Origin of the sequence: Pseudomonas syringae pv. tomato str. DC3000 (genome assembly GCF_000007805.1) — a bacterium.
Taxonomy (GTDB): Bacteria; Pseudomonadota; Gammaproteobacteria; order Pseudomonadales; family Pseudomonadaceae; genus Aquipseudomonas; species Aquipseudomonas avellanae.
On sequence record NC_004578.1, the window covers coordinates 4,680,487 to 4,699,456 of the forward strand.

An 18,970-nucleotide genomic window follows, 5' to 3' on the forward strand; every position below is an offset into this window, starting at 1 on the left:
AAAATCGATGCCTACTTCAGACCTTCCCTAGAGAAAAATCCTACAAATACAGCGCGCAATGCAAACGCCCAACGCCACCTGAAATGCCCAACGGCGCAAGGTCAAGCACCCTTCATCAAAACTCCTGCTGTCGTAAAATCTTACACGCACCATAGCATGCCCCCTACATCATTCAAGACCAAAAATAGCTCATTCGACAAGTAGCAAATACCATTTTTCATTTCAAATCCAGACACAATCGACTGATTAGGAAACGTACTACAGAATTCGCAGAAGCGATAATAAAACATGTAAGACCTTATAAGAGCCTCTCAATCAATTCTTGCAACACACCATTTTTCACTTGCAAATTTTATTACCAGTCGTTACTTTTTTGACAGCAACTTCATTATTTAATGCTGTCCAGCACACGCAACCTTATAAAATATGCCGTCACAAGCGCACCTGTCTTATTCGTGAGCCACAGCACTTACATACACTTTCGTGCCTCACATGAATCACAGGGATCAGGGTAATACGTATAGGGCCGACCCGGCACTTTGCCTTTTGAAAACCCTCACGGCGTCTGACCACTCTTTTGAATAGGCCCTGTGCATAACCATGTTCAAAAAGGGATATACCATGAACATCAAACATCCTCGTTCGTCTTCAAGAAAAAACACAGCTTCTGACTTGCTCAGCGCGGTAGAAACCTTTGTCGCCGAGGGAGGCGTCATTGCAGTCATACCCGACGGTGAAACAGCGGAATCAATGAACGCGTCCCCCACCCCTGCCACGCCGACGGAAGAAGCCAGGGACGAAATCGCTGGCAAAGTTGCATTACTGAAGTGCCTTGCCGCCAAAGGCGCAGGCGTTACAGCGTTGCAGTATTCATTACGCATGACTAAAAAAGATGTTCGCCAGCTGGCTACGGAGAACGGCGTGAGAATACGTTCCAGTCAGCCAATGCTCGCGATCAGGCGCGAGGCCCGTCATGACGCCACGGATGTCGACGATGTGGTTGCCGGCCACGCCATGCACTACTCGGCGCTGGGCTACACCGTGTCGGAAATTGCGCAGGTACTCGACCTGAGCCTGCGTCAGGTATGGGATATCGGCAAAGCCTATCGATTCGAGTTCAGGCAACAGAGGGAAAATGATACGCCTTGAGCGCTCGGTATCAAAACAGATGCCCTGTGCGATAAATAACAGCGACGCTATAGAAATTGCCGATCACGCTGTTTTTATATTCGACAGACGCTGTAGGAAAACACATCACCGCCTGCACGTTTTTCACTGTGCAGTGTAAGAAGACCATCAATGACTAAACAGTATGTGACACACGAGTCTTTTGACACTTGATAGGCGTCGATCAATCGTGGGAAAACAGGGTTAGGCTTCTTTACATACGCATTTACTGTCCAGGGAAAACAGGCTGGCTTGTGTCGGCAAAAAACCACTGAATCCGCCGATTTTTTTGACTCACACCTAAACGCCCAACAGGTCACACCTTGTCGATACTGAAAGAGTTTCGCAATACTGAAAACGCGCTGAGAACGCTGCAACAACGACTTGACGAACTCAAGTGCGATGAGCAACTTGTCCAGGAACTTGAATTTGATAATCGACTAAAGTTGTTAATGAAACGTCATGGCGTCACAACGGACGACATCCTGAGTTTTCTGATACCGACGCCAGCATTCCCCGGGTCTGCACCAGAGGAACACACACGTCTTTGCGACACGCCCAAAAAGGCACGGCGTGCAGCAGGACGTACGCCACGCTGACATTGAAACACCTTGGGGGTCATCCAGAAGTTCGAAGCGCAGCCCCGCAAAGGGCTGCACGTTTCAAACAGTCAGGCGCAATCAGAACAGCTTGCGGCCTTTGTTTGCAGCGATACGCATGCGCAACGCATTCAGCTTGATGAAGCCCGCTGCATCGGCCTGATCGTAGGCACCTGCGTCGTCTTCAAAGGTGGCGATGTTGGCGTCGAACAGTGAATCGTCGGACTTGCGGCCAGTAACGATCACGTTGCCTTTATACAGCTTCAGACGCACAACACCGTTCACGTGCACCTGGGACGCGTCGATCATCTGTTGCAGCATCAGACGCTCAGGGCTCCACCAGTAACCTGTGTAGATCAGGCTGGCGTACTTGACCATCAATTCGTCCTTGAGGTGGGCGACTTCGCGGTCCAGGGTGATCGATTCGATGGCGCGGTGAGCACGCAGCATGATGGTGCCGCCCGGGGTTTCGTAGCAACCACGGGACTTCATGCCCACGTAACGGTTTTCAACGATGTCCAGACGACCGATACCGTTTTCGCCGCCAATGCGGTTCAGGGTAGCGAGTACGGTAGCCGGGGTCATGTCGACGCCGTCCAGAGCGACGATGTCGCCATTGCGATAGGTCAGCTCGAGGTAGGTTGCAACGTTCGGCGCGTCCTCAGGGGACTTGGTCCAGCGCCACATGTCTTCTTCGTGCTCGGTCCAGGTGTCTTCCAGCACGCCGCCTTCATAGGAGATGTGCAGCAGGTTGGCATCCATCGAGTACGGGGATTTCTTCTTGCCGTGACGCTCGATCGGAATATTGTGCTTCTCGGCGTAATCCATCAGCTTTTCGCGCGACAGCAGGTCCCATTCACGCCACGGAGCAATCACCTTGACGCCCGGCTTGAGCGCGTAGGCGCCCAGCTCGAAACGTACCTGGTCATTGCCTTTACCGGTTGCGCCGTGGGAAATGGCGTCAGCGCCGGTTTCGTTGGCGATCTCGATCAGACGCTTGGCAATCAGCGGACGAGCAATGGAAGTGCCCAGCAGGTACTCGCCTTCATAGACGGTATTGGCACGGAACATCGGGAACACGAAATCGCGCACGAACTCTTCGCGCAGGTCATCGATGTAGATTTCTTTCACGCCCATGGCCTGAGCCTTGGCGCGTGCCGGTTCGACTTCTTCACCCTGACCCAGGTCAGCGGTAAAGGTCACCACTTCGCAGTTGTACGTATCTTGCAGCCACTTGAGGATTACCGAAGTATCCAGGCCACCGGAATACGCGAGAACTACCTTGTTTACGTCCGCCATGCCATCACTCCACCGGGTTGTACGGAAAACCAGTGATTCTACCGTTCAAACCAGCAAATTTACAGGGGCGCGACAGCTTGTGACGACAAGGCGACGTTTGGCGAAGGCGTGCCTGATGGCTCAGGACGTATGCGCAGCACTCGCCGAAGAGGCGACCGGCACCGGGCGTTCGTCGGGCGCAACGCGTTCCAGATGCACGTTCACGCGCCGGTTGCGCGCCCGATTGGCGTTATTGGTGTTGGGCGCCAGCGGGTAGCGTTCGCCGTGAAAGCGCAGGGTGATCTGCTGCTCGGGGATGCCCTGGGCCTTGAAGTAGTCCATGACCGCCAGCGCACGACGGCGGGACAGGTCACGGTTGGTCAGGCGATTGCCGCTGTTGTCCGAATGGCCGTCCAGCTCGATACGGTTGACCGTCGGGTCGGCCTTCAAGTAAGCCACCATGTTGTCCAGACGCGCCTTGGCATTGGCATCCAGCTCGATACCGCCGCCAGGAAAACCCACTTCGGCCTGTTTGACCTGATCGAAATTCATGGGCAAAAGCTTGGCGGTGCAGGCCTGATAGTCGCTGAAGGCCTTGCTGAACTTGACGGGCAGCAGACGCACTTCCATCTGGCCGCCGTCGCGGTTGTAGTGACGAATGAGCGGACTGCGTCCGTCCATCAAACCGCTGATCAGGCGCCCGGCCTGCGCCTGGGAAGTGTTGAACGGAATATCGCCATTGCTGACGCGCACCGATCCCAGGTTGATATCGCCACGACCTGGCTGCCACGGTGCAGCGGCAGCCAGCAGGGTTGCCGAACCATTGCCCAGCATGTTGTAGGAGGCCTTGAGGCGAAAAGTCGCCTGTTCTCCCGCGCGGCGCACGAACTCACCGGCACCGAAATCGGTGATCGGTTGCGTCAGGCGGCACTCGAACTGATCGCCTTCGACCTTCCACTCAATGCTCTCCAGACGCGTCTGGAAACTGATAGCCATCGCAGGGAGGCTGGCAAACAGGCTGAGCAGGGCTAAATATCGCTGGCGCACGGGAGGCTCCACTGGAAATGAACGCGAAACAAAAAATACTTCCTTACAAGGGGGCTATCGGTAACTTCATGCAAAACTTGATAGCGGATGCCGGAGAGAGTCTTTTCCGGTAGCATTCCCTGCGAGTTTGACCCGCCTGGAATCCCCAATGTCTGACCGCCTGACCCTCCTGCGTCCCGACGACTGGCACATTCACCTCCGTGACGGAGCTGTTTTGCCTCATACCGTTGCCGACGTAGCGCGAACTTTTGGCCGCGCAATCATCATGCCCAACCTCGTGCCTCCGGTTCGCAACGCACAGCAAGCCGACGCCTATCGCCAGCGTATTCTGGCTGCACGCCCGGCCGGCAGCCGCTTCGAGCCGTTGATGGTGCTTTACCTCACTGACCAGACCACGCCCGAAGACATTCGTACGGCCAAGGCCAGCGGCTTTGTCCATGCGGCCAAGCTATACCCGGCCGGTGCGACCACCAACTCGGATTCCGGTGTCACCAGCATCGACAAGATCTTCCCGGCCCTCGAGGCAATGGCCGAAGTCGGCATGCTGCTGCTGGTGCACGGGGAAGTGACACGCGGCGAGATCGACGTGTTCGATCGCGAAAAAGTGTTCATTGACGAGCACCTGCGCCGTGTCGTCGAACGCTTCCCGACCCTCAAAGTGGTGTTTGAACACATCACCACCGGCGATGCCGTGCAGTTCGTCAACGAAGCCTCGGCCAACGTCGCAGCGACCATCACGGCGCACCACCTGCTTTATAACCGCAACCACATGCTGGTCGGCGGGATTCGTCCGCACTTTTACTGCCTGCCGATTCTCAAGCGCAATACGCATCAGGTTGCCCTGCTTGACGCGGCCACCAGCGGCAGCGGCAAGTTCTTCCTGGGCACCGACTCGGCACCACATGCCCAGCACGCCAAGGAAAACGCCTGCGGTTGTGCCGGTTGCTACACCGCCTATGCGGCCATCGAGCTGTATGCAGAAGCTTTCGAGCAACGTAACGCACTGGACAAGCTGGAGGGCTTCGCCAGCCTTCACGGTCCGGCGTTCTACGGCCTGCCCGCCAATCAGGACACCATCACGCTGGTGCGTGACGAGTGGACCGCCCCTACCAGCCTGCCGTTTGGCGAGTTGACCGTTATTCCGCTGCGCGCGGGTGAAACACTGCGCTGGCGTCTGGAGGAACACGCGTGAGTGAAGATCATTTTGACGAAGAACACGAAGGCCACGGCGGTGGCGGCGGTTCCCGTCACCCGATGGCAGCACGCTTTCGCGGCTACCTGCCCGTGGTCGTCGATGTAGAAACAGGCGGTTTCAATTCCGCCACCGACGCCCTGCTGGAGATCGCTGCGGTGACCATCGGCATGGACGAACGAGGCTTCGTGTTCCCTGAACACACCTATTTCTTCCGCGTCGAGCCCTTCGTGGGCGCCAATATTGAAGCCGCCGCGCTGGAGTTCACCGGCATCAAGCTTGACCACCCGCTGCGCATGGCGGTCAGCGAAGAAACCGCAATGAACGATATCTTCCGTGGCGTGCGCAAGGCCCTCAAGGCCAACGGCTGCAAACGCGCCGTGCTGGTCGGCCACAACGCCAGCTTCGACCTGGGCTTCGTCAACGCCGCCGTCGCGCGAATGGACATGAAGCGCAACCCGTTTCACCCTTTCTCAAGCTTCGACACCGCTACCCTCGCAGGCCTGGCCTACGGTCAGACCGTGCTGGCCAAGGCCTGCCAGGCCGCCGGGATCGACTTCGACGGCCGCGAAGCCCACTCGGCCCGCTACGACACCGAAAAGACCGCCGAGCTGTTCTGCGGCATCGTCAACCGCTGGAAAGAGATGGGCGGCTGGGAAGACTTCGACGATTGAAGCCTGACAGGTCAGTGAACAGACCGGCCTTGTGCCGGTTTTTTCATGCCTGCTGCAAAGTGCCAAGGCCAGGCGACCACTCATCGCCGTAGCTGAATCGAACCCAAAACAGTTTTGACAAGCATTCTCATTAACATTAAGCTCCTCGGCACCAAGCAATAAACCAGCGACGGTCAATAGCTTATGTATGTTTGTCTTTGCCAAGGTGTAACAGACGGTCAAATCCGGGAAGCGATTCTCGAGGGCTGCTGCAGTTATCGTGAGGTCCGCGAAACGCTGGGCGTTGCGAGTAAATGTGGAAAGTGCGCCTGTCTGGCCAAGGAAGTGGTACGCGACACGCTGACCGAACTGCAAAGCAGTCATGCGGCGCTGGCTTATTCAACAGAATTTTCAGCCGCTTAACCCCCCTCTTTTAAAGAGCCGGACACACAGTCCGGTTTTTTTATGCCTGTAATTCAAGCGCTTAGCGTCAAGATGCGGAACTCAAACATTCTTATTCCTATTTAAATTCACTTATTATTCAACAACTTAGGTTTGACAGGCGTTTGGCTGCGGCTCACACTCGGCGCTTATATACACAAGCCACCGGCAGGACCTCGAACATGAAAGGCGACATTACAGTCATCCAGCATCTCAACAAGATCCTCGGTAACGAGCTGGTCGCCATCAATCAGTATTTTCTGCATGCGCGCATGTACGAAGACTGGGGTCTGAAAAAGCTCGGCGGCCATGAGTACAAAGAGTCCATCCACGCGATGAAATACGCTGACAAGCTGATCAAGCGCACGCTGTTTCTTGAAGGGCTGCCAAACCTGCAGGACCTGGGCAAGATCCTGATCGGCGAGCACACCAAGGAAATGCTGGAGTGCGACCTGAAGATCGAGCAGAAAGGCCTGGCCGATCTTAAAGCCGCCATCGCCCACTTTGAGACGGTAGGTGACTTCGGCAGCCGTGAGCTGCTGGAAGATATCCTTGAGCCTAAGGAAGAGCAGATCGACTGGCTCGAAACCCAACTGGGTCTGATCGTCAAAGTGGGTATCGAGAACTACCTGCAGTCGCAGATGGGTGACTGATTCACCGATCGCGCCGCAATGAAAAAGCCCGCCTCAGTCGAGAGCGGGCTTTTTCTTGTCTGTAACGCCACGCTGGAGCGCAAGGCCTTACTCGGCTTTGGCGGCCGAAGCTTCCTTGACCAGGGTCTGCAGCGAGCCGTCAGCCATCATCTCGGTGATGATATCGCTGCCGCCGACCAGCTCACCGGCCACCCACAGTTGCGGGAAAGTCGGCCAGTTGGCGTACTTTGGCAAGTTGGCGCGGATTTCAGGGTTTTGCAGAATGTCGACGTAGGCAAACTTTTCGCCGCACGCCATCAAGGCCTGAGAAGCCTTGGCCGAAAAGCCGCATTGCGGAGCGTTCGGAGCGCCTTTCATGTAAAGCAGAATGGTGTTGCTGGCAATCTGCTCTTTGATTGTTTCGATGATATCCATGGAGCACCTCGGCTGAAATATCCGACTCAGTTGTCGGCACGGTGGCGCATTGTAACTAAATCCCGAGCATGACGCTCTGTCTTGAGCCTTAACACGATGCCACTTGCACCGGCACGCCGTTTAACGCCGCATTGCCGGACAGCTCATCGAGTTGCCGTTCGTCAGTCAGGTCATTGGCACTGACGCCGGGCTGGTTGCGGGCGATCTCCATTTTCACTCCCGAACGCGAATGGCCCCAGCCATGTGGCAGGCTGACCACACCCGGCATCATGTCCAGACTGCCCAACACCTCGACCTCAATCACCCCCACCCGCGAACTGACCCTGACCTGCTGCCCGTCACTCAGGCCGCGATGACTCAGGTCGTCGGGGTGCATCAACAACTGATGGCGCGGCTTGCCTTTCACCAGCCGGTGATAGTTGTGCATCCACGAGTTGTTGCTGCGCACGTGGCGACGGCCAATCAGCAACAATTGGCCTGCCTTTTCACCAAACCTCGGCCCTGCATCGGCTGCAAAGCGCACAAGGTCAGCCATGATCACCTCTGGCGCCGCCTGAATGCGCCCATTGGCGGTTTTCAGACGATCTGTGAGGTTTGGCTTCAAGGCGCCCAGATCCATGCCATGCGGATGGCTGGCGAGCGTTTCCAGTGACAGGTTGTGGGGCGATGCTGCGCCGTAACGGCCTGCGCGCAAAACGCGATCGATCATCTGCGCCGGCGGCACGGTCGGCTTGAGTTCGCGCTGGGCTTTGGCGGCAAAGGATGCGGCCAGGCCGACGAAGATTTCCCAGTCATGCAGTGCGCCTTCGGGCTTGTCGAAAATGGCCCGATTGAAGCGCGTGACGTTGCGCACCGCCAGGGTATTGAACGTGGTGTCGTAATGATCGTTTTCCAGCGCCGAGGTGGACGGCAGGATCAAGTCGGCATGGCGCGTGGTTTCGTTGATGTACAGATCGATGCTGAGCATGAACTCCAGGCCTTCGAGCGCCTGATCCAGCTGACGTCCGTTGGGCGTCGACAACACCGGATTGCCGGCCACGGTGACCAGTGCGCGAACCTGCCCTTGCCCCTCAACGAGCATTTCCTCGGCCAGCGCTGACACCGGCAGCTCGCCGCCGTATTCCGGCAGGCCGGACACCCGGCTTTGCCACACATTGAAATGCCCGCCCGAGGTAGAGCTGACCAGATCAACCGCAGGCTCCGTGCACAGCGTGCCCCCCACGCGATCCAGATTGCCCGTCACCAGATTGATCAACTGCGCCAGCCAGTGGCACAACGTGCCGAAAGCCTGGGTGGACACGCCCATGCGCCCGTAACACAACGCCGTGTCAGCGCCGGCAAAATCCCGGGCCAATTGCCGAATCTGCACTGCAGCAATGCCGCAGCGCGGGCTCATGGCTTCGGCACTGAAACCGGCAATGCTGTGTCGTACGTGATCAAGACCGTCGACAGGCAAATGACTTTCGCGGGTCAGGCCCTCTTCAAACAGAGTATTGAGCAACCCGAACAGCAGCGCCGCATCGCCACCGGGGCGCACGAACACATGCTGATCGGCGATGGCCGCCGTTTCGCTGCGACGCGGGTCGACCACCACCAGCTTGCCGCCGCGCTGCTGAATGGCTTTCAGACGCTTTTCGACGTCCGGCACGGTCATGATGCTGCCATTGGACGCCAACGGGTTGCCGCCCAGAATCAGCATGAAGTCTGTGTGATCGATGTCTGGAATCGGCAGCAGCATGCCGTGGCCGTACATCAGGAAACTGGTGAGGTGATGGGGCAACTGATCAACCGAGGTCGCCGAGAAACGATTACGCGTCTTGAGCAGGCCGAGAAAGTAATTGCTGTGGGTCATCAGCCCGTAATTGTGCACACTGGGATTGCCCTGATAAACCGCTACGGCGTTTTGCCCGTGTTGCTGTTGAATGGCGTAAAGCCGCTCGGCGACCAGGTCGAATGCGGCCTGCCATTCAATCGGCTGCCATTGATCACCTGTGCGCAGCATCGGTTGGCGCAGGCGGTCGGGATCGTTCTGAATGTCTTGCAGCGCAACAGCCTTGGGGCAGATGTGACCACGGCTGAAGGTGTCCAGCGGGTCGCCTTTGATCGAAGTGATCTTCGGGGCAGCGCCCGGCTCGGTCACGGTCTCGATGGCAAGGCCGCAAATGGCCTCACACAGATGGCACGCGCGCAAGTGTTGAGTCCGGGTCATCGCAGCCTCAGGTCTTGTCATGGCAATCCGGTGGATTGCTGAACAATGACTATGGTGCCTTGCGATAACCCGCGCCACTGACGTTCGTCTCGTGAATCGGGGTGTATCAGGCGGGCCGATGAGCGGGCCGGGTCAGCCGCCGATAGGCGTGACGATCTTGCGCTGCAACTGGATTTCAGTCACGGTTTCGACCTGTTCCTGAGCCATGTGAATACCGGTCAGGTCGCCGATCAGGCGCCAGTGCTCGTCAAGTCCCGAGCTGATGGTCGCCATGCGATCAATCATGCGTCGCCCGGCGTTACGCGTGACCTCGTCTTCGCTGCGCAGCAGCTCGAAGGACATCGAGGTCATTGAAGCGGTCAGATGGGTGAGCGTGCGAGCCGTCAGCCCGAGTAACTCCGTTAATTGATGCTCTTTTGAGTCCATTCCCCACCCCTCGATCAGTAGTGTATCGGCAACGTTTATAACTCACGGACGGCATTAAAGAAACGGTCCCTGTTTCACACCCGTGACGTGCGTCGCATAAGCAAGCCCACGTAAGCAGTGACTGTTACAGGATTGGTATTAATTGCCAAGCGATATTTGAGCAGTGTACAAATGCTGCCTTCGGAAAAAGCAGAGATGGCTATTGGCCTGTTTAGCGTAGTCAACTTTTCGCCCGTCAATAAAGAATCACATCGCCCTCTGCAAAGGGAGCGCGCGTGAAGCCGGCCTTTCCGAAACACGCATGCTATTGGTAAGACGCGACATTTTTTTATACTATCGCGCCTTTCTTATTCGTCGCCTCGTGCGGCTTCCGCCGCAGGTCTTGCCCGTTTTCCCGATAAAAACCGGCTTTGATAACCTGCGGTCTGTTGCAAAAAAGGTAGTTAATCATGAACGCCAGGCACTTTCTCTCGATGATGGATTACACTCCAGATGAACTCCTGGGCTTGATCCGTCGTGGCGTAGAGCTTAAAGACCTGCGAAATCGCGGCGTGCTTTTTGAACCGCTGAAGAATCGGGTGCTGGGGATGATTTTTGAGAAATCCTCGACACGTACCCGTCTTTCTTTTGAAGCAGGGATGATTCAACTGGGTGGGCAAGCCATTTTTCTGTCCCACCGTGACACCCAATTAGGTCGTGGCGAGCCCATTGCCGACAGCGCAAAGGTCATTTCGCGCATGCTCGATGCGGTGATGATCCGCACCTATGCGCACGACAATCTGACCGAATTTGCCGCCAACTCCCGCGTGCCGGTCATCAACGGTCTGTCGGATGACCTGCACCCGTGCCAGTTGCTGGCCGACATGCAGACGTTTCTGGAGCATCGCGGTTCTATCAAAGGCAAAACCGTGGCGTGGATTGGCGATGGCAACAACATGTGCAACAGCTATATAGAAGCGGCGATTCAGTTCGACTTCCAGTTGCGTGTCGCCTGCCCTGCCGGCTACGAGCCCAACCCTGAATTCCTCGCGCTGGCTGGCGAGCGGGTGACAGTGGTTCGCGACCCGAAAGCAGCAGTCGCTGGCGCCCACCTGGTGAGCACCGACGTCTGGACCTCCATGGGCCAGGAAGAGGAAACCGCTCGGCGCAAGGCGCTGTTCGCACCGTTTCAGGTAACGCGCGCACTGCTCGATCTGGCCGACAAGGACGTGTTGTTCATGCACTGCCTGCCGGCTCACCGAGGCGAAGAGATCAGCGTCGACCTGCTGGACGACGCGCGGTCGGTCGCCTGGGATCAAGCCGAAAATCGCCTGCACGCACAGAAAGCGCTGCTGGAATTTCTCGTCGCTCCGTGCTTTCAGCCCGCATGAGTCAATTGCTGCTGAACCTGCGTAACCTGGCCTGCGGCTACCAGAACCAACGTGTGGTGCAAGATCTGAACCTGCACCTCAACGCGGGTGATATCGGTTGCCTGCTGGGTTCGTCGGGCTGCGGCAAGACCACCACATTGCGTGCGATAGCCGGTTTCGAGCCGATACATGCGGGCGAGATCACCCTGGCGGGCGACGTCATTTCCCGTCCCGGCTGGACCCTGGCACCGGAAAAACGCCGCATCGGCATGGTGTTTCAGGACTACGCACTGTTCCCGCACCTGAGCGTTGCCGACAACATTGCATTCGGTATTCGCCAGCACCCGCGCCTGGATCAGGTGATCGGTGAATTGCTTGAGCTGGTCAACCTGGGTGCACTGGGTAAACGCTACCCTCACGAGCTGTCCGGCGGGCAGCAACAGCGTGTGGCGTTGGCCAGAGCGCTGGCACCCGAGCCACAGTTGCTGTTGCTCGACGAGCCGTTCTCCAATCTGGACGGCGAGCTGCGTCGGCGCTTGAGCCATGAAGTGCGCGACATTCTCAAAGCGCGTGGCACCAGCGCCATTCTGGTGACTCACGATCAGGAAGAAGCCTTCGCTGTCAGCGATCATGTCGGGGTATTCAAGGAAGGCCGTCTGGAGCAATGGGATACGCCTTACAACCTGTATCACGAACCGCAGACGCCGTTCGTTGCCAGCTTCATTGGCCAGGGTTATTTCATACGCGGGCAGATGATCGAGCCGGAATCGGTGCACACCGAACTTGGCGTGTTGCGCGGCAATCGCGCTTATCCGGGGGTGCGTGGCAGCGCCGTGGATGTGTTGCTGCGACCGGACGACATCGTCTACGCACCGGACAGCGATCTTAAAGCGCGGGTCATCGGCCGCACGTTCAAGGGTGCATCGACCCTGTATCGCTTGCAACTGCCCACGGGCAGCCAGCTTGAAGCCATTTTCCCCAGCCATGCCGACCACCGCCAGGGCGAGGAAGTCGGGATTCGGGTAGCGGCTGATCATCTGGTGCTGTTCGCCGCCCAGGGCAGTGTTGCTGCGTACGCGGCCGGCTGACGCCAGGTTTATTCGCGACCAATAGGAGCAAACCTGGCCTGCGTATGCTCGGCCAGCACCGCTGCCGTCAGTTCAACCTCAAGCCCCCTCCTCCCGGCACTGACATAAATGCTTTCAAAAAGCTGCGCCGTCTCGTCGATGAAGGTGCGCAGACGCTTCTTCTGACCCAGTGGGCTGATGCCTCCCAACAGGTATCCGGTAGAGCGCTGAGCTGCCGCAGGGTCCGCCATTTCGGTTTTTTTCGCCCCGGCAGCGTTCGCCAAGGCCTTTAGATCAAGCGTTCCGACGACCGGCACTACCGCGACCAGCAGCTCGCCCTTTTCGGTGCTGGCCAGCAGTGTCTTGAAAACCCGCGCGGCGTCCAGCCCCAGCTTTTCCGCAGCCTCCAACCCGTATGACGCCGCTTTCGGATCATGTTCGTAGCTATGAATGCGGTGTTCGGCGCGATTTTTCTTCAGCAAATCCAGTGCGGGTGTCATGCAGCGCTCCAAGGGGTTCGGGACGACCATCACTTTAAGCGAAGTAAAGTGAACATGCCTTGATTCACGCGACCTGCAACGCTAATGGTCTTTTTAAAACAGCCCGAATGTCCCGTCCTGAACCCTGCGTAAACGCCTATGCAGGCTCGCGCGGATTTCCTGACCGTTCGGTTCCGACCTTTGACAGAGGGGTTTCTTGTCTATATTTTTTCGTTTACGAATATTATCGAAAGCGCTTTTTCGGTATAACTCGCACCAGCGATCAGAAATGGGGTTTTTCTGATACGCATGAATAACGAGCACCCATGCCTGTCTCAGGGTGCCGAGACAAAAACAAAAAATGAGGTACCAATGACTATCGCACTAAAACAACCGACACTCACCGGGCAATGTGTGGCCGAGTTTCTTGGCACCGCCCTGATGATTTTTTTTGGCACAGGGTGCGTTGCAGCGCTCAAGGTCGCGGGGGCCACTTTCGGCTTGTGGGAAATCTGCATCATCTGGGGCATGGCCGTCAGCATGGGGATCTACCTCAGCGCGGGCATTTCCGGCGCCCACCTCAACCCGGCCGTCAGCATTGCGCTAAGCCTGTTTGCCGGTTTCGAAAAACGTAAACTGCCGTTTTACATCTCTGCACAGATCGCCGGCGCGTTCTGCGGAGCGGGCCTTGTGTACCTGTTGTACATCAGCCTCTTTTTCGACTTCGAACATGCGCATCACATCATCCGCGGCAGCGAGCAGAGCCTTGAACTCGCCTCGGTGTTCTCGACTTACCCTAACCCGGCCATTTCCGTGGGTCAGGCGTTTCTGGTCGAAGTGGTCATCACCACCATTCTGATGGGCGTGATCATGGCCTTGGGCGATGACAACAATGGCTTGCCGCGCGGTGCATTGGCACCTTTGCTGATCGGCCTGCTGGTTGCCGTTATCGGCAGCGCAATGGGCCCGCTGACCGGTTTTGCCATGAACCCGGCACGTGACTTTGGTCCAAAGCTGATGACGTTCTTCGCTGGCTGGGGTGAAATAGCCTTCACCGGTGGTCGCGACATTCCTTATTTTCTGGTTCCGATTTTTGCGCCCATTCTGGGTGCCTGCCTGGGTGCTGCCGGCTATCGCGCGCTGATTGCGCGTCATCTGCCGAGCACCGTTACTGTTGAAAACGAAAAAGAAGCTCCAGTGGTTCGCGGCAAAGTTCAGGCTTCATCTTGAATCCCACTTAACAACGCAAGGCAATCGACATGACTGACACACAGAACAAGAACTACATCATTGCTCTTGACCAGGGCACCACCAGCTCGCGCGCCATCATCTTCGACCGCGACGCCAATGTGGTGAGCACGGCCCAAAGCGAATTCGTGCAGCATTATCCGCAGGCAGGCTGGGTCGAGCATGACCCGATGGAAATCTTCGCCACGCAGACAGCGTGCATGACCAAGGCGCTGGCGCAGGCTGATCTGCACCACGATCAGATCGCCGCCATCGGTATCACCAACCAGCGTGAAACCACCGTCATCTGGGAACGCGACACCGGCCGCCCTATCTACAATGCGATCGTCTGGCAGTGCCGCCGCAGCACCGAAATCTGTCAGCAGCTCAAGCGTGACGGCCTTGAGGAGTACATCAAGGACACCACAGGCCTGGTGCTTGATCCGTACTTCTCCGGCTCCAAGGTCAAGTGGATTCTGGACCACGTCGAAGGCAGCCGCGAGCGCGCGCGTAAAGGCGAGCTGATGTTCGGCACCATCGATACCTGGCTGATCTGGAAATTCACTGGCGGCAAGGTTCACGTCACCGACTACACCAACGCCTCGCGGACCATGCTGTTCAACATCCACACGCTGGAATGGGATCAGCGCATGCTTGATGTGCTGGACATCCCGCGCGAGATCCTGCCTGAGGTCAAAAGCTCTTCCGAGGTCTACGGTCACAGCAAGAGCGGCATCCCGATTGCCGGTATTGCAGGCGACCAGCAGGCAGCGCTATTCGGCCAGATGTGCGTCGAACCCGGCCAGGCCAAAAACACCTACGGCACCGGCTGCTTCCTGCTGATGAACACCGGCAAAAAAGCCGTGAAGTCTGCGCATGGCATGCTGACCACGATTGGCTGCGGCCCACGCGGCGAAGTGGCTTACGCACTCGAAGGCGCCGTATTCAACGGCGGTTCGACCGTGCAGTGGCTGCGTGACGAACTGAAGCTGATCAACGACGCGCTGGACACCGAGTACTTCGCCGGCAAGGTCAAGGACAGCAACGGCGTGTACCTGGTGCCTGCCTTCACCGGTCTCGGCGCGCCCTACTGGGACCCGTATGCCCGCGGCGCACTGTTCGGCCTGACCCGTGGCGTGAAGGTTGATCACATCATCCGCGCGGCGCTGGAATCCATCGCCTATCAGACCCGTGACGTGCTCGACGCGATGCAGCAGGACTCGGGCGAGCGCCTCAAGTCGCTGCGCGTGGATGGCGGCGCGGTCGCCAACAACTTCCTGATGCAGTTCCAGGCAGACATTCTCGGCACTCATGTCGAGCGCCCGCAAATGCGTGAAACAACGGCACTGGGCGCAGCGTTCCTGGCAGGTCTGGCGATTGGTTTCTGGAGCAGCCTGGACGAGTTGCGCAACAAGGCTGTGATCGAGCGCGTGTTCGAGCCTGCTTGCGAAGAGGCGCATCGCGAGAAGCTGTACGCAGGCTGGCAAAAAGCCGTCGCGCGCACCCGTGACTGGGAACCGCACGAAAACGAAGAGTGATAAACGCTGTTGTGTGCTGTTGTGTAAGGGGGAGCAGGATTCCGGCTGACAGGTCACACTTTCCTGCGGCATGATGGGCGCCATTTGCAGAGGGCGCTCAAGGAAAAACAATGAACCTGCCTCCCCGCCAACAACAGATCCTCGAACTGGTCCGTGACCGTGGCTACGTCAGTATCGAGGAAATGGCGACCCTGTTCGTCGTGACCCCACAGACCATCCGCCGCGATATCAATCAGCTGGCGGAAATGAACCTGCTGCGTCGCTACCACGGTGGCGCGGCCTATGACTCCAGCATCGAAAACACCGCCTACGCAATGCGTGCGGATCAGATGCGTGACGAAAAACAACGGATCGCCGAGGCCATCGCCGCGCAGATCCCCGACAACGCCTCGCTGTTCATCAATATCGGTACCACCACCGAATCCATCGCGCGTGCCTTGCTCAACCACAACAATCTTAAAGTCATCACCAACAACCTGCATGTGGCGGCGATCCTCAGTGCCAAGGATGATTTCGAGGTCCTGATCGCAGGCGGCAATGTGCGCCGTGATGGCGGTGTCGTGGGTCAGGGCAGTATCGACTTCATCAGCCAGTTCAAGGTGGACTTCGCGCTGGTCGGCATCAGCGGCATCGATGAGGACGGTAGCCTGCTGGATTTTGATTACCAGGAAGTGCGGGTTTCCCAGTCGATCATTGCCAATGCACGCAAGGTGCTACTGGCGGCTGACTCCAGCAAGTTCGGGCGCAACGCGATGGTACGTCTGGGGCCGATCACCCTGATCGATTGCCTTGTCACCGACCAGCCGCCGGTGCCGGCACTGCAGCAATTGTTGATTCAGCACAAGATTCGTCTGGAAGTGGTCTGATCGTAGACATCGGATTGCGATGGGCTCACAAGAGGCGTCTGGAAGAACACCACAACGATCGTTCGACGCAGAGCGTCGCGAACTGCATTCCCACGCTGGAGCGTAGGGAACGATCATCTCAGCTACGACCCCTATCGTGCGACGCTCCGCGTCGAATGCCGTTCCGGACGCTCCGCGTCCTCTTTACGACGCAGAGCGCCGCGAACTGCATTCCCACGCTGGAGCGTAGGGAACGAGAATCTCAGCCACGACCACTATCGTGCGACGCTCCGCGTCGGATGCCGTTCAGGACGCTCTGCGTCCTCTTTGCGACGCAGAGCGTCGCGAACTGCATTCCTACGCAAACGTGAGGAACGAGAGGTGTCTGGACTGGCGCTTACAGAACGAGAAGCGTCAGACAGCAAGATCATCCCCGCGCTACTTCCCGCCCTACAATGTTCATTTTTGTTGTTTTAATCACACAGTCATCAGTATTTTCAATCGATACGCGCTGGCAAGGGTCATTTTATTGAGCTATGATTTTCGGAAATGAACATTAATGTTCAGATTCGCCTTTCGAGCTAAGCTCAAGAATTGTCCAGGAGGCCACCAATGCCCCACACTACTGTGCCAACCCCGCCCCTCTCCGAGGTTTACGACATTGCCGTTATTGGCGGTGGCATCAATGGTGTCGGCATTGCGGCAGACGCCTCCGGTCGCGGCCTTTCGGTTTTCCTGTGCGAAAAAGACGACCTGGCCAGCCACACGTCCTCAGCCAGCAGCAAGCTGATCCACGGTGGCCTGCGCTATCTGGAGCATTACGAATTCCGCCTGGTGCGTGAAGCGCTTGCAGAGCGTGAAGTGCTGCTTGCCAAGGCTCCGCATATTGTCAAGCCGATGCGCTTTGTCCTGCCGCACCGTCCGCACCTGCGTCCAGCCTGGATGATTCGCGCCGGGATGTTTCTGTACGACAACCTCGGCAAGCGCGAAAAGCTGCCCGCCTCACGGACCATTCGCTTCGGTGCCGACAGCCCGCTCAATTCGAGCATCACCCGCGGCTTCGAGTACTCCGATTGCTGGGTCGACGATGCCCGCCTGGTGGTACTCAACGCGATGGCCGCCCGTGAAAACGGCGCGCACATCCACACGCAAACCCGCTGTGTCAGCGCCCGCCGTATCAAAGGCATGTGGCACCTGCACCTGGAACGCAGCGACGGCAGCCTGTTTTCGATCCATGCCAAGGCGCTGGTCAATGCGGCAGGACCGTGGGTGGCCAAGTTCATTCGTGAAGACCTCAAGCTCGATTCGGCTTACGGCATTCGCTTGATCCAGGGCAGCCACCTGATCGTGCCGAAGCTGTACGAAGGTGAACACGCGTTCATTCTGCAGAATGAAGACAAGCGTATCGTGTTCACCATCCCGTACCTGGAGCACTTCACGATCGTCGGCACCACCGACCGCGAATATCAGGGCGACCCGAACAAGGTCGACATCACAGAAGGCGAAATGGATTACGTGCTGAAGGTGGCCAACGATCACTTCAAGAAGCAGCTTAACCGTACAGACGTGCTCCATACCTTCTCCGGCGTACGTCCGCTGTGTAACGACGAGTCTGATAATCCATCGGCCATCACTCGCGACTACACGCTGTCGTTGTCGGGCAGTGGCGATGAGGCGCCGATCCTGTCGGTTTTCGGTGGCAAGCTCACCACTTACCGCAAGCTGGCCGAGTCGGCGATGGCGCAACTCGCGCCGTTCTTCAAGCAGATGAAACCGAGCTGGACGGCCAAGGCTGCCTTGCCTGGCGGCGAAGACATGACCTCGCCGCAAGCCCTGGCAGCAGAAATGACCCGTCGCTACAGCTGGCTGCCTGCGCCTATCGCCAAACGCTGGTCGATCACCTATGGCAGCCGTAGCTGGCGCTTGCTGGAAGGCGCGCACAGCCTGGAAGACCTCGGTCAGCATTTGGGTGCCGGGCTGTACACCCGCGAGGTTGATTACCTGTGCGATCAGGAATGGGCCACGGACATCAAAGACATCCTCTGGCGCCGCACCAAGCTTGGCCTGTTTACCACGCCTGAAGAACAGGCTGCGGTCAGCAGCTATATGGACACCGTCGCACGCAACAAGGCCACTATCGAAGCGGCCTGATGCTCACGCTATTTACCTGTTCACCCCTCACCGGGTGAACAGGTCTGCGCTTCAATCCCCCCGCACTTCCCTCTCCTGAATATTCGACTGCATTCGGCTTTCCGAACGCGTCTCCCTGCGCGATTCGGTTTCCCGGACGCACCCGCACACCACACACACATTTAATCCCGATAAAAACCATAAAATTCAACACGTTAAAGCCTAAATAACGTTTGGCACGACTCATGCCCTACAT

Annotated in this window: 18 protein-coding genes; 12 read left to right on the top strand and 6 right to left on the bottom strand. The window is 57.6% G+C overall.

The window, feature by feature from the left end:
* The first annotated feature begins 621 nt into the window (after positions 1-621).
* Positions 622-1,149 (top strand): hypothetical protein, encoded by a 528-nt coding sequence (locus PSPTO_RS21525; RefSeq protein WP_005764857.1) that lies wholly within the window; start codon positions 622-624, stop codon positions 1,147-1,149.
* A gap of 341 nt (positions 1,150-1,490) precedes the next feature.
* On the top strand, positions 1,491-1,766 hold the full coding sequence (locus PSPTO_RS21530) for a hypothetical protein (RefSeq protein WP_011104890.1): 276 nt from the start codon (positions 1,491-1,493) through the stop codon (positions 1,764-1,766).
* Between the two features lie 81 nt (positions 1,767-1,847).
* On the opposite strand, the gene PSPTO_RS21535 is transcribed toward PSPTO_RS21530, so the two are convergent.
* On the bottom strand, positions 1,848-3,065 hold the full coding sequence (locus PSPTO_RS21535) for an argininosuccinate synthase (RefSeq protein WP_005620033.1): 1,218 nt from the start codon (positions 3,063-3,065) through the stop codon (positions 1,848-1,850).
* A gap of 120 nt (positions 3,066-3,185) precedes the next feature.
* Positions 3,186-4,091 carry a flagellar protein MotY gene (locus tag PSPTO_RS21540; protein WP_005764856.1) on the bottom strand — a complete coding sequence of 302 codons (906 nt, stop codon included), beginning with the start codon at positions 4,089-4,091 and terminating at the stop codon, positions 3,186-3,188.
* Positions 4,092-4,239: 148 nt separating this feature from the next.
* Here PSPTO_RS21540 and pyrC point away from each other — a divergent pair, with 148 nt between their 5' ends.
* The 4 genes from pyrC (at position 4,240) to bfr (ending at position 7,030) form a co-directional block, all read left to right on the top strand.
* Positions 4,240-5,283, top strand: coding sequence for a dihydroorotase (gene pyrC, locus PSPTO_RS21545; protein ID WP_005764852.1), 1,044 nt, complete (start codon positions 4,240-4,242; stop codon positions 5,281-5,283).
* Positions 5,280-5,957, top strand: coding sequence for a ribonuclease T (rnt, locus tag PSPTO_RS21550; RefSeq protein ID WP_005764850.1), 678 nt, complete (start codon positions 5,280-5,282; stop codon positions 5,955-5,957). Before pyrC ends, rnt begins: the two co-directional genes overlap by 4 nt.
* A gap of 183 nt (positions 5,958-6,140) precedes the next feature.
* Positions 6,141-6,359: a bacterioferritin-associated ferredoxin gene (locus PSPTO_RS21555; RefSeq protein ID WP_004396478.1), complete on the top strand. Its 219-nt coding sequence runs from the start codon at positions 6,141-6,143 to the stop codon at positions 6,357-6,359.
* A 200-nt stretch (positions 6,360-6,559) separates the two neighbouring features.
* Entirely contained in the window at positions 6,560-7,030 is a 471-nt protein-coding gene (bfr, locus tag PSPTO_RS21560; RefSeq protein ID WP_002554851.1) for a bacterioferritin, read from the top strand.
* An 87-nt stretch (positions 7,031-7,117) separates the two neighbouring features.
* On the opposite strand, the gene grxD is transcribed toward bfr, so the two are convergent.
* From grxD to PSPTO_RS21575, 3 genes are all read right to left on the bottom strand, one after another.
* A complete protein-coding gene (grxD, locus tag PSPTO_RS21565) occupies positions 7,118-7,444 on the bottom strand; it encodes a Grx4 family monothiol glutaredoxin (RefSeq protein WP_004396490.1) in 327 nt (108 codons plus the stop codon).
* 88 nt (positions 7,445-7,532) lie between these two features.
* Complete coding sequence (locus PSPTO_RS21570) at positions 7,533-9,653, bottom strand: molybdopterin oxidoreductase family protein (protein ID WP_046463414.1); 2,121 nt, start codon at positions 9,651-9,653, stop codon at positions 7,533-7,535.
* 132 nt (positions 9,654-9,785) lie between these two features.
* Positions 9,786-10,079, bottom strand: a complete 294-nt coding sequence (locus tag PSPTO_RS21575) for a hypothetical protein (protein WP_007246626.1) — start codon at positions 10,077-10,079, stop codon at positions 9,786-9,788.
* 449 nt (positions 10,080-10,528) lie between these two features.
* Here PSPTO_RS21575 and argF point away from each other — a divergent pair, with 449 nt between their 5' ends.
* Positions 10,529-11,449 carry an ornithine carbamoyltransferase gene (gene argF, locus PSPTO_RS21580; RefSeq protein ID WP_011104892.1) on the top strand — a complete coding sequence of 307 codons (921 nt, stop codon included), beginning with the start codon at positions 10,529-10,531 and terminating at the stop codon, positions 11,447-11,449.
* Positions 11,446-12,516, top strand: a complete 1,071-nt coding sequence (locus tag PSPTO_RS21585) for an ABC transporter ATP-binding protein (RefSeq protein WP_044390643.1) — start codon at positions 11,446-11,448, stop codon at positions 12,514-12,516. The genes argF and PSPTO_RS21585 overlap by 4 nt, the downstream gene beginning before the upstream one ends.
* Before the next feature lie 8 nt (positions 12,517-12,524).
* Here PSPTO_RS21585 and ybaK read toward each other — a convergent pair whose 3' ends face one another.
* Positions 12,525-12,995 carry a Cys-tRNA(Pro) deacylase gene (gene ybaK, locus PSPTO_RS21590; RefSeq protein WP_005764836.1) on the bottom strand — a complete coding sequence of 157 codons (471 nt, stop codon included), beginning with the start codon at positions 12,993-12,995 and terminating at the stop codon, positions 12,525-12,527.
* Positions 12,996-13,346: 351 nt separating this feature from the next.
* On the opposite strand from ybaK, the gene PSPTO_RS21595 reads away from it, so the two are divergent.
* The 4 genes from PSPTO_RS21595 to glpD all read left to right on the top strand — a co-directional run bounded on the left by PSPTO_RS21595 (position 13,347) and on the right by glpD (position 18,735).
* Complete coding sequence (locus tag PSPTO_RS21595) at positions 13,347-14,204, top strand: MIP/aquaporin family protein (RefSeq protein ID WP_004396504.1); 858 nt, start codon at positions 13,347-13,349, stop codon at positions 14,202-14,204.
* A 29-nt stretch (positions 14,205-14,233) separates the two neighbouring features.
* A complete protein-coding gene (gene glpK, locus PSPTO_RS21600) occupies positions 14,234-15,739 on the top strand; it encodes a glycerol kinase GlpK (protein ID WP_005764834.1) in 1,506 nt (501 codons plus the stop codon).
* Positions 15,740-15,849: 110 nt separating this feature from the next.
* Positions 15,850-16,605 (top strand): DeoR/GlpR family transcriptional regulator, encoded by a 756-nt coding sequence (locus PSPTO_RS21605; RefSeq protein ID WP_004396514.1) that lies wholly within the window; start codon positions 15,850-15,852, stop codon positions 16,603-16,605.
* 591 nt (positions 16,606-17,196) lie between these two features.
* Complete coding sequence (glpD, locus tag PSPTO_RS21620) at positions 17,197-18,735, top strand: glycerol-3-phosphate dehydrogenase (protein WP_005764831.1); 1,539 nt, start codon at positions 17,197-17,199, stop codon at positions 18,733-18,735.
* Positions 18,736-18,970: the final 235 nt, after the last annotated feature.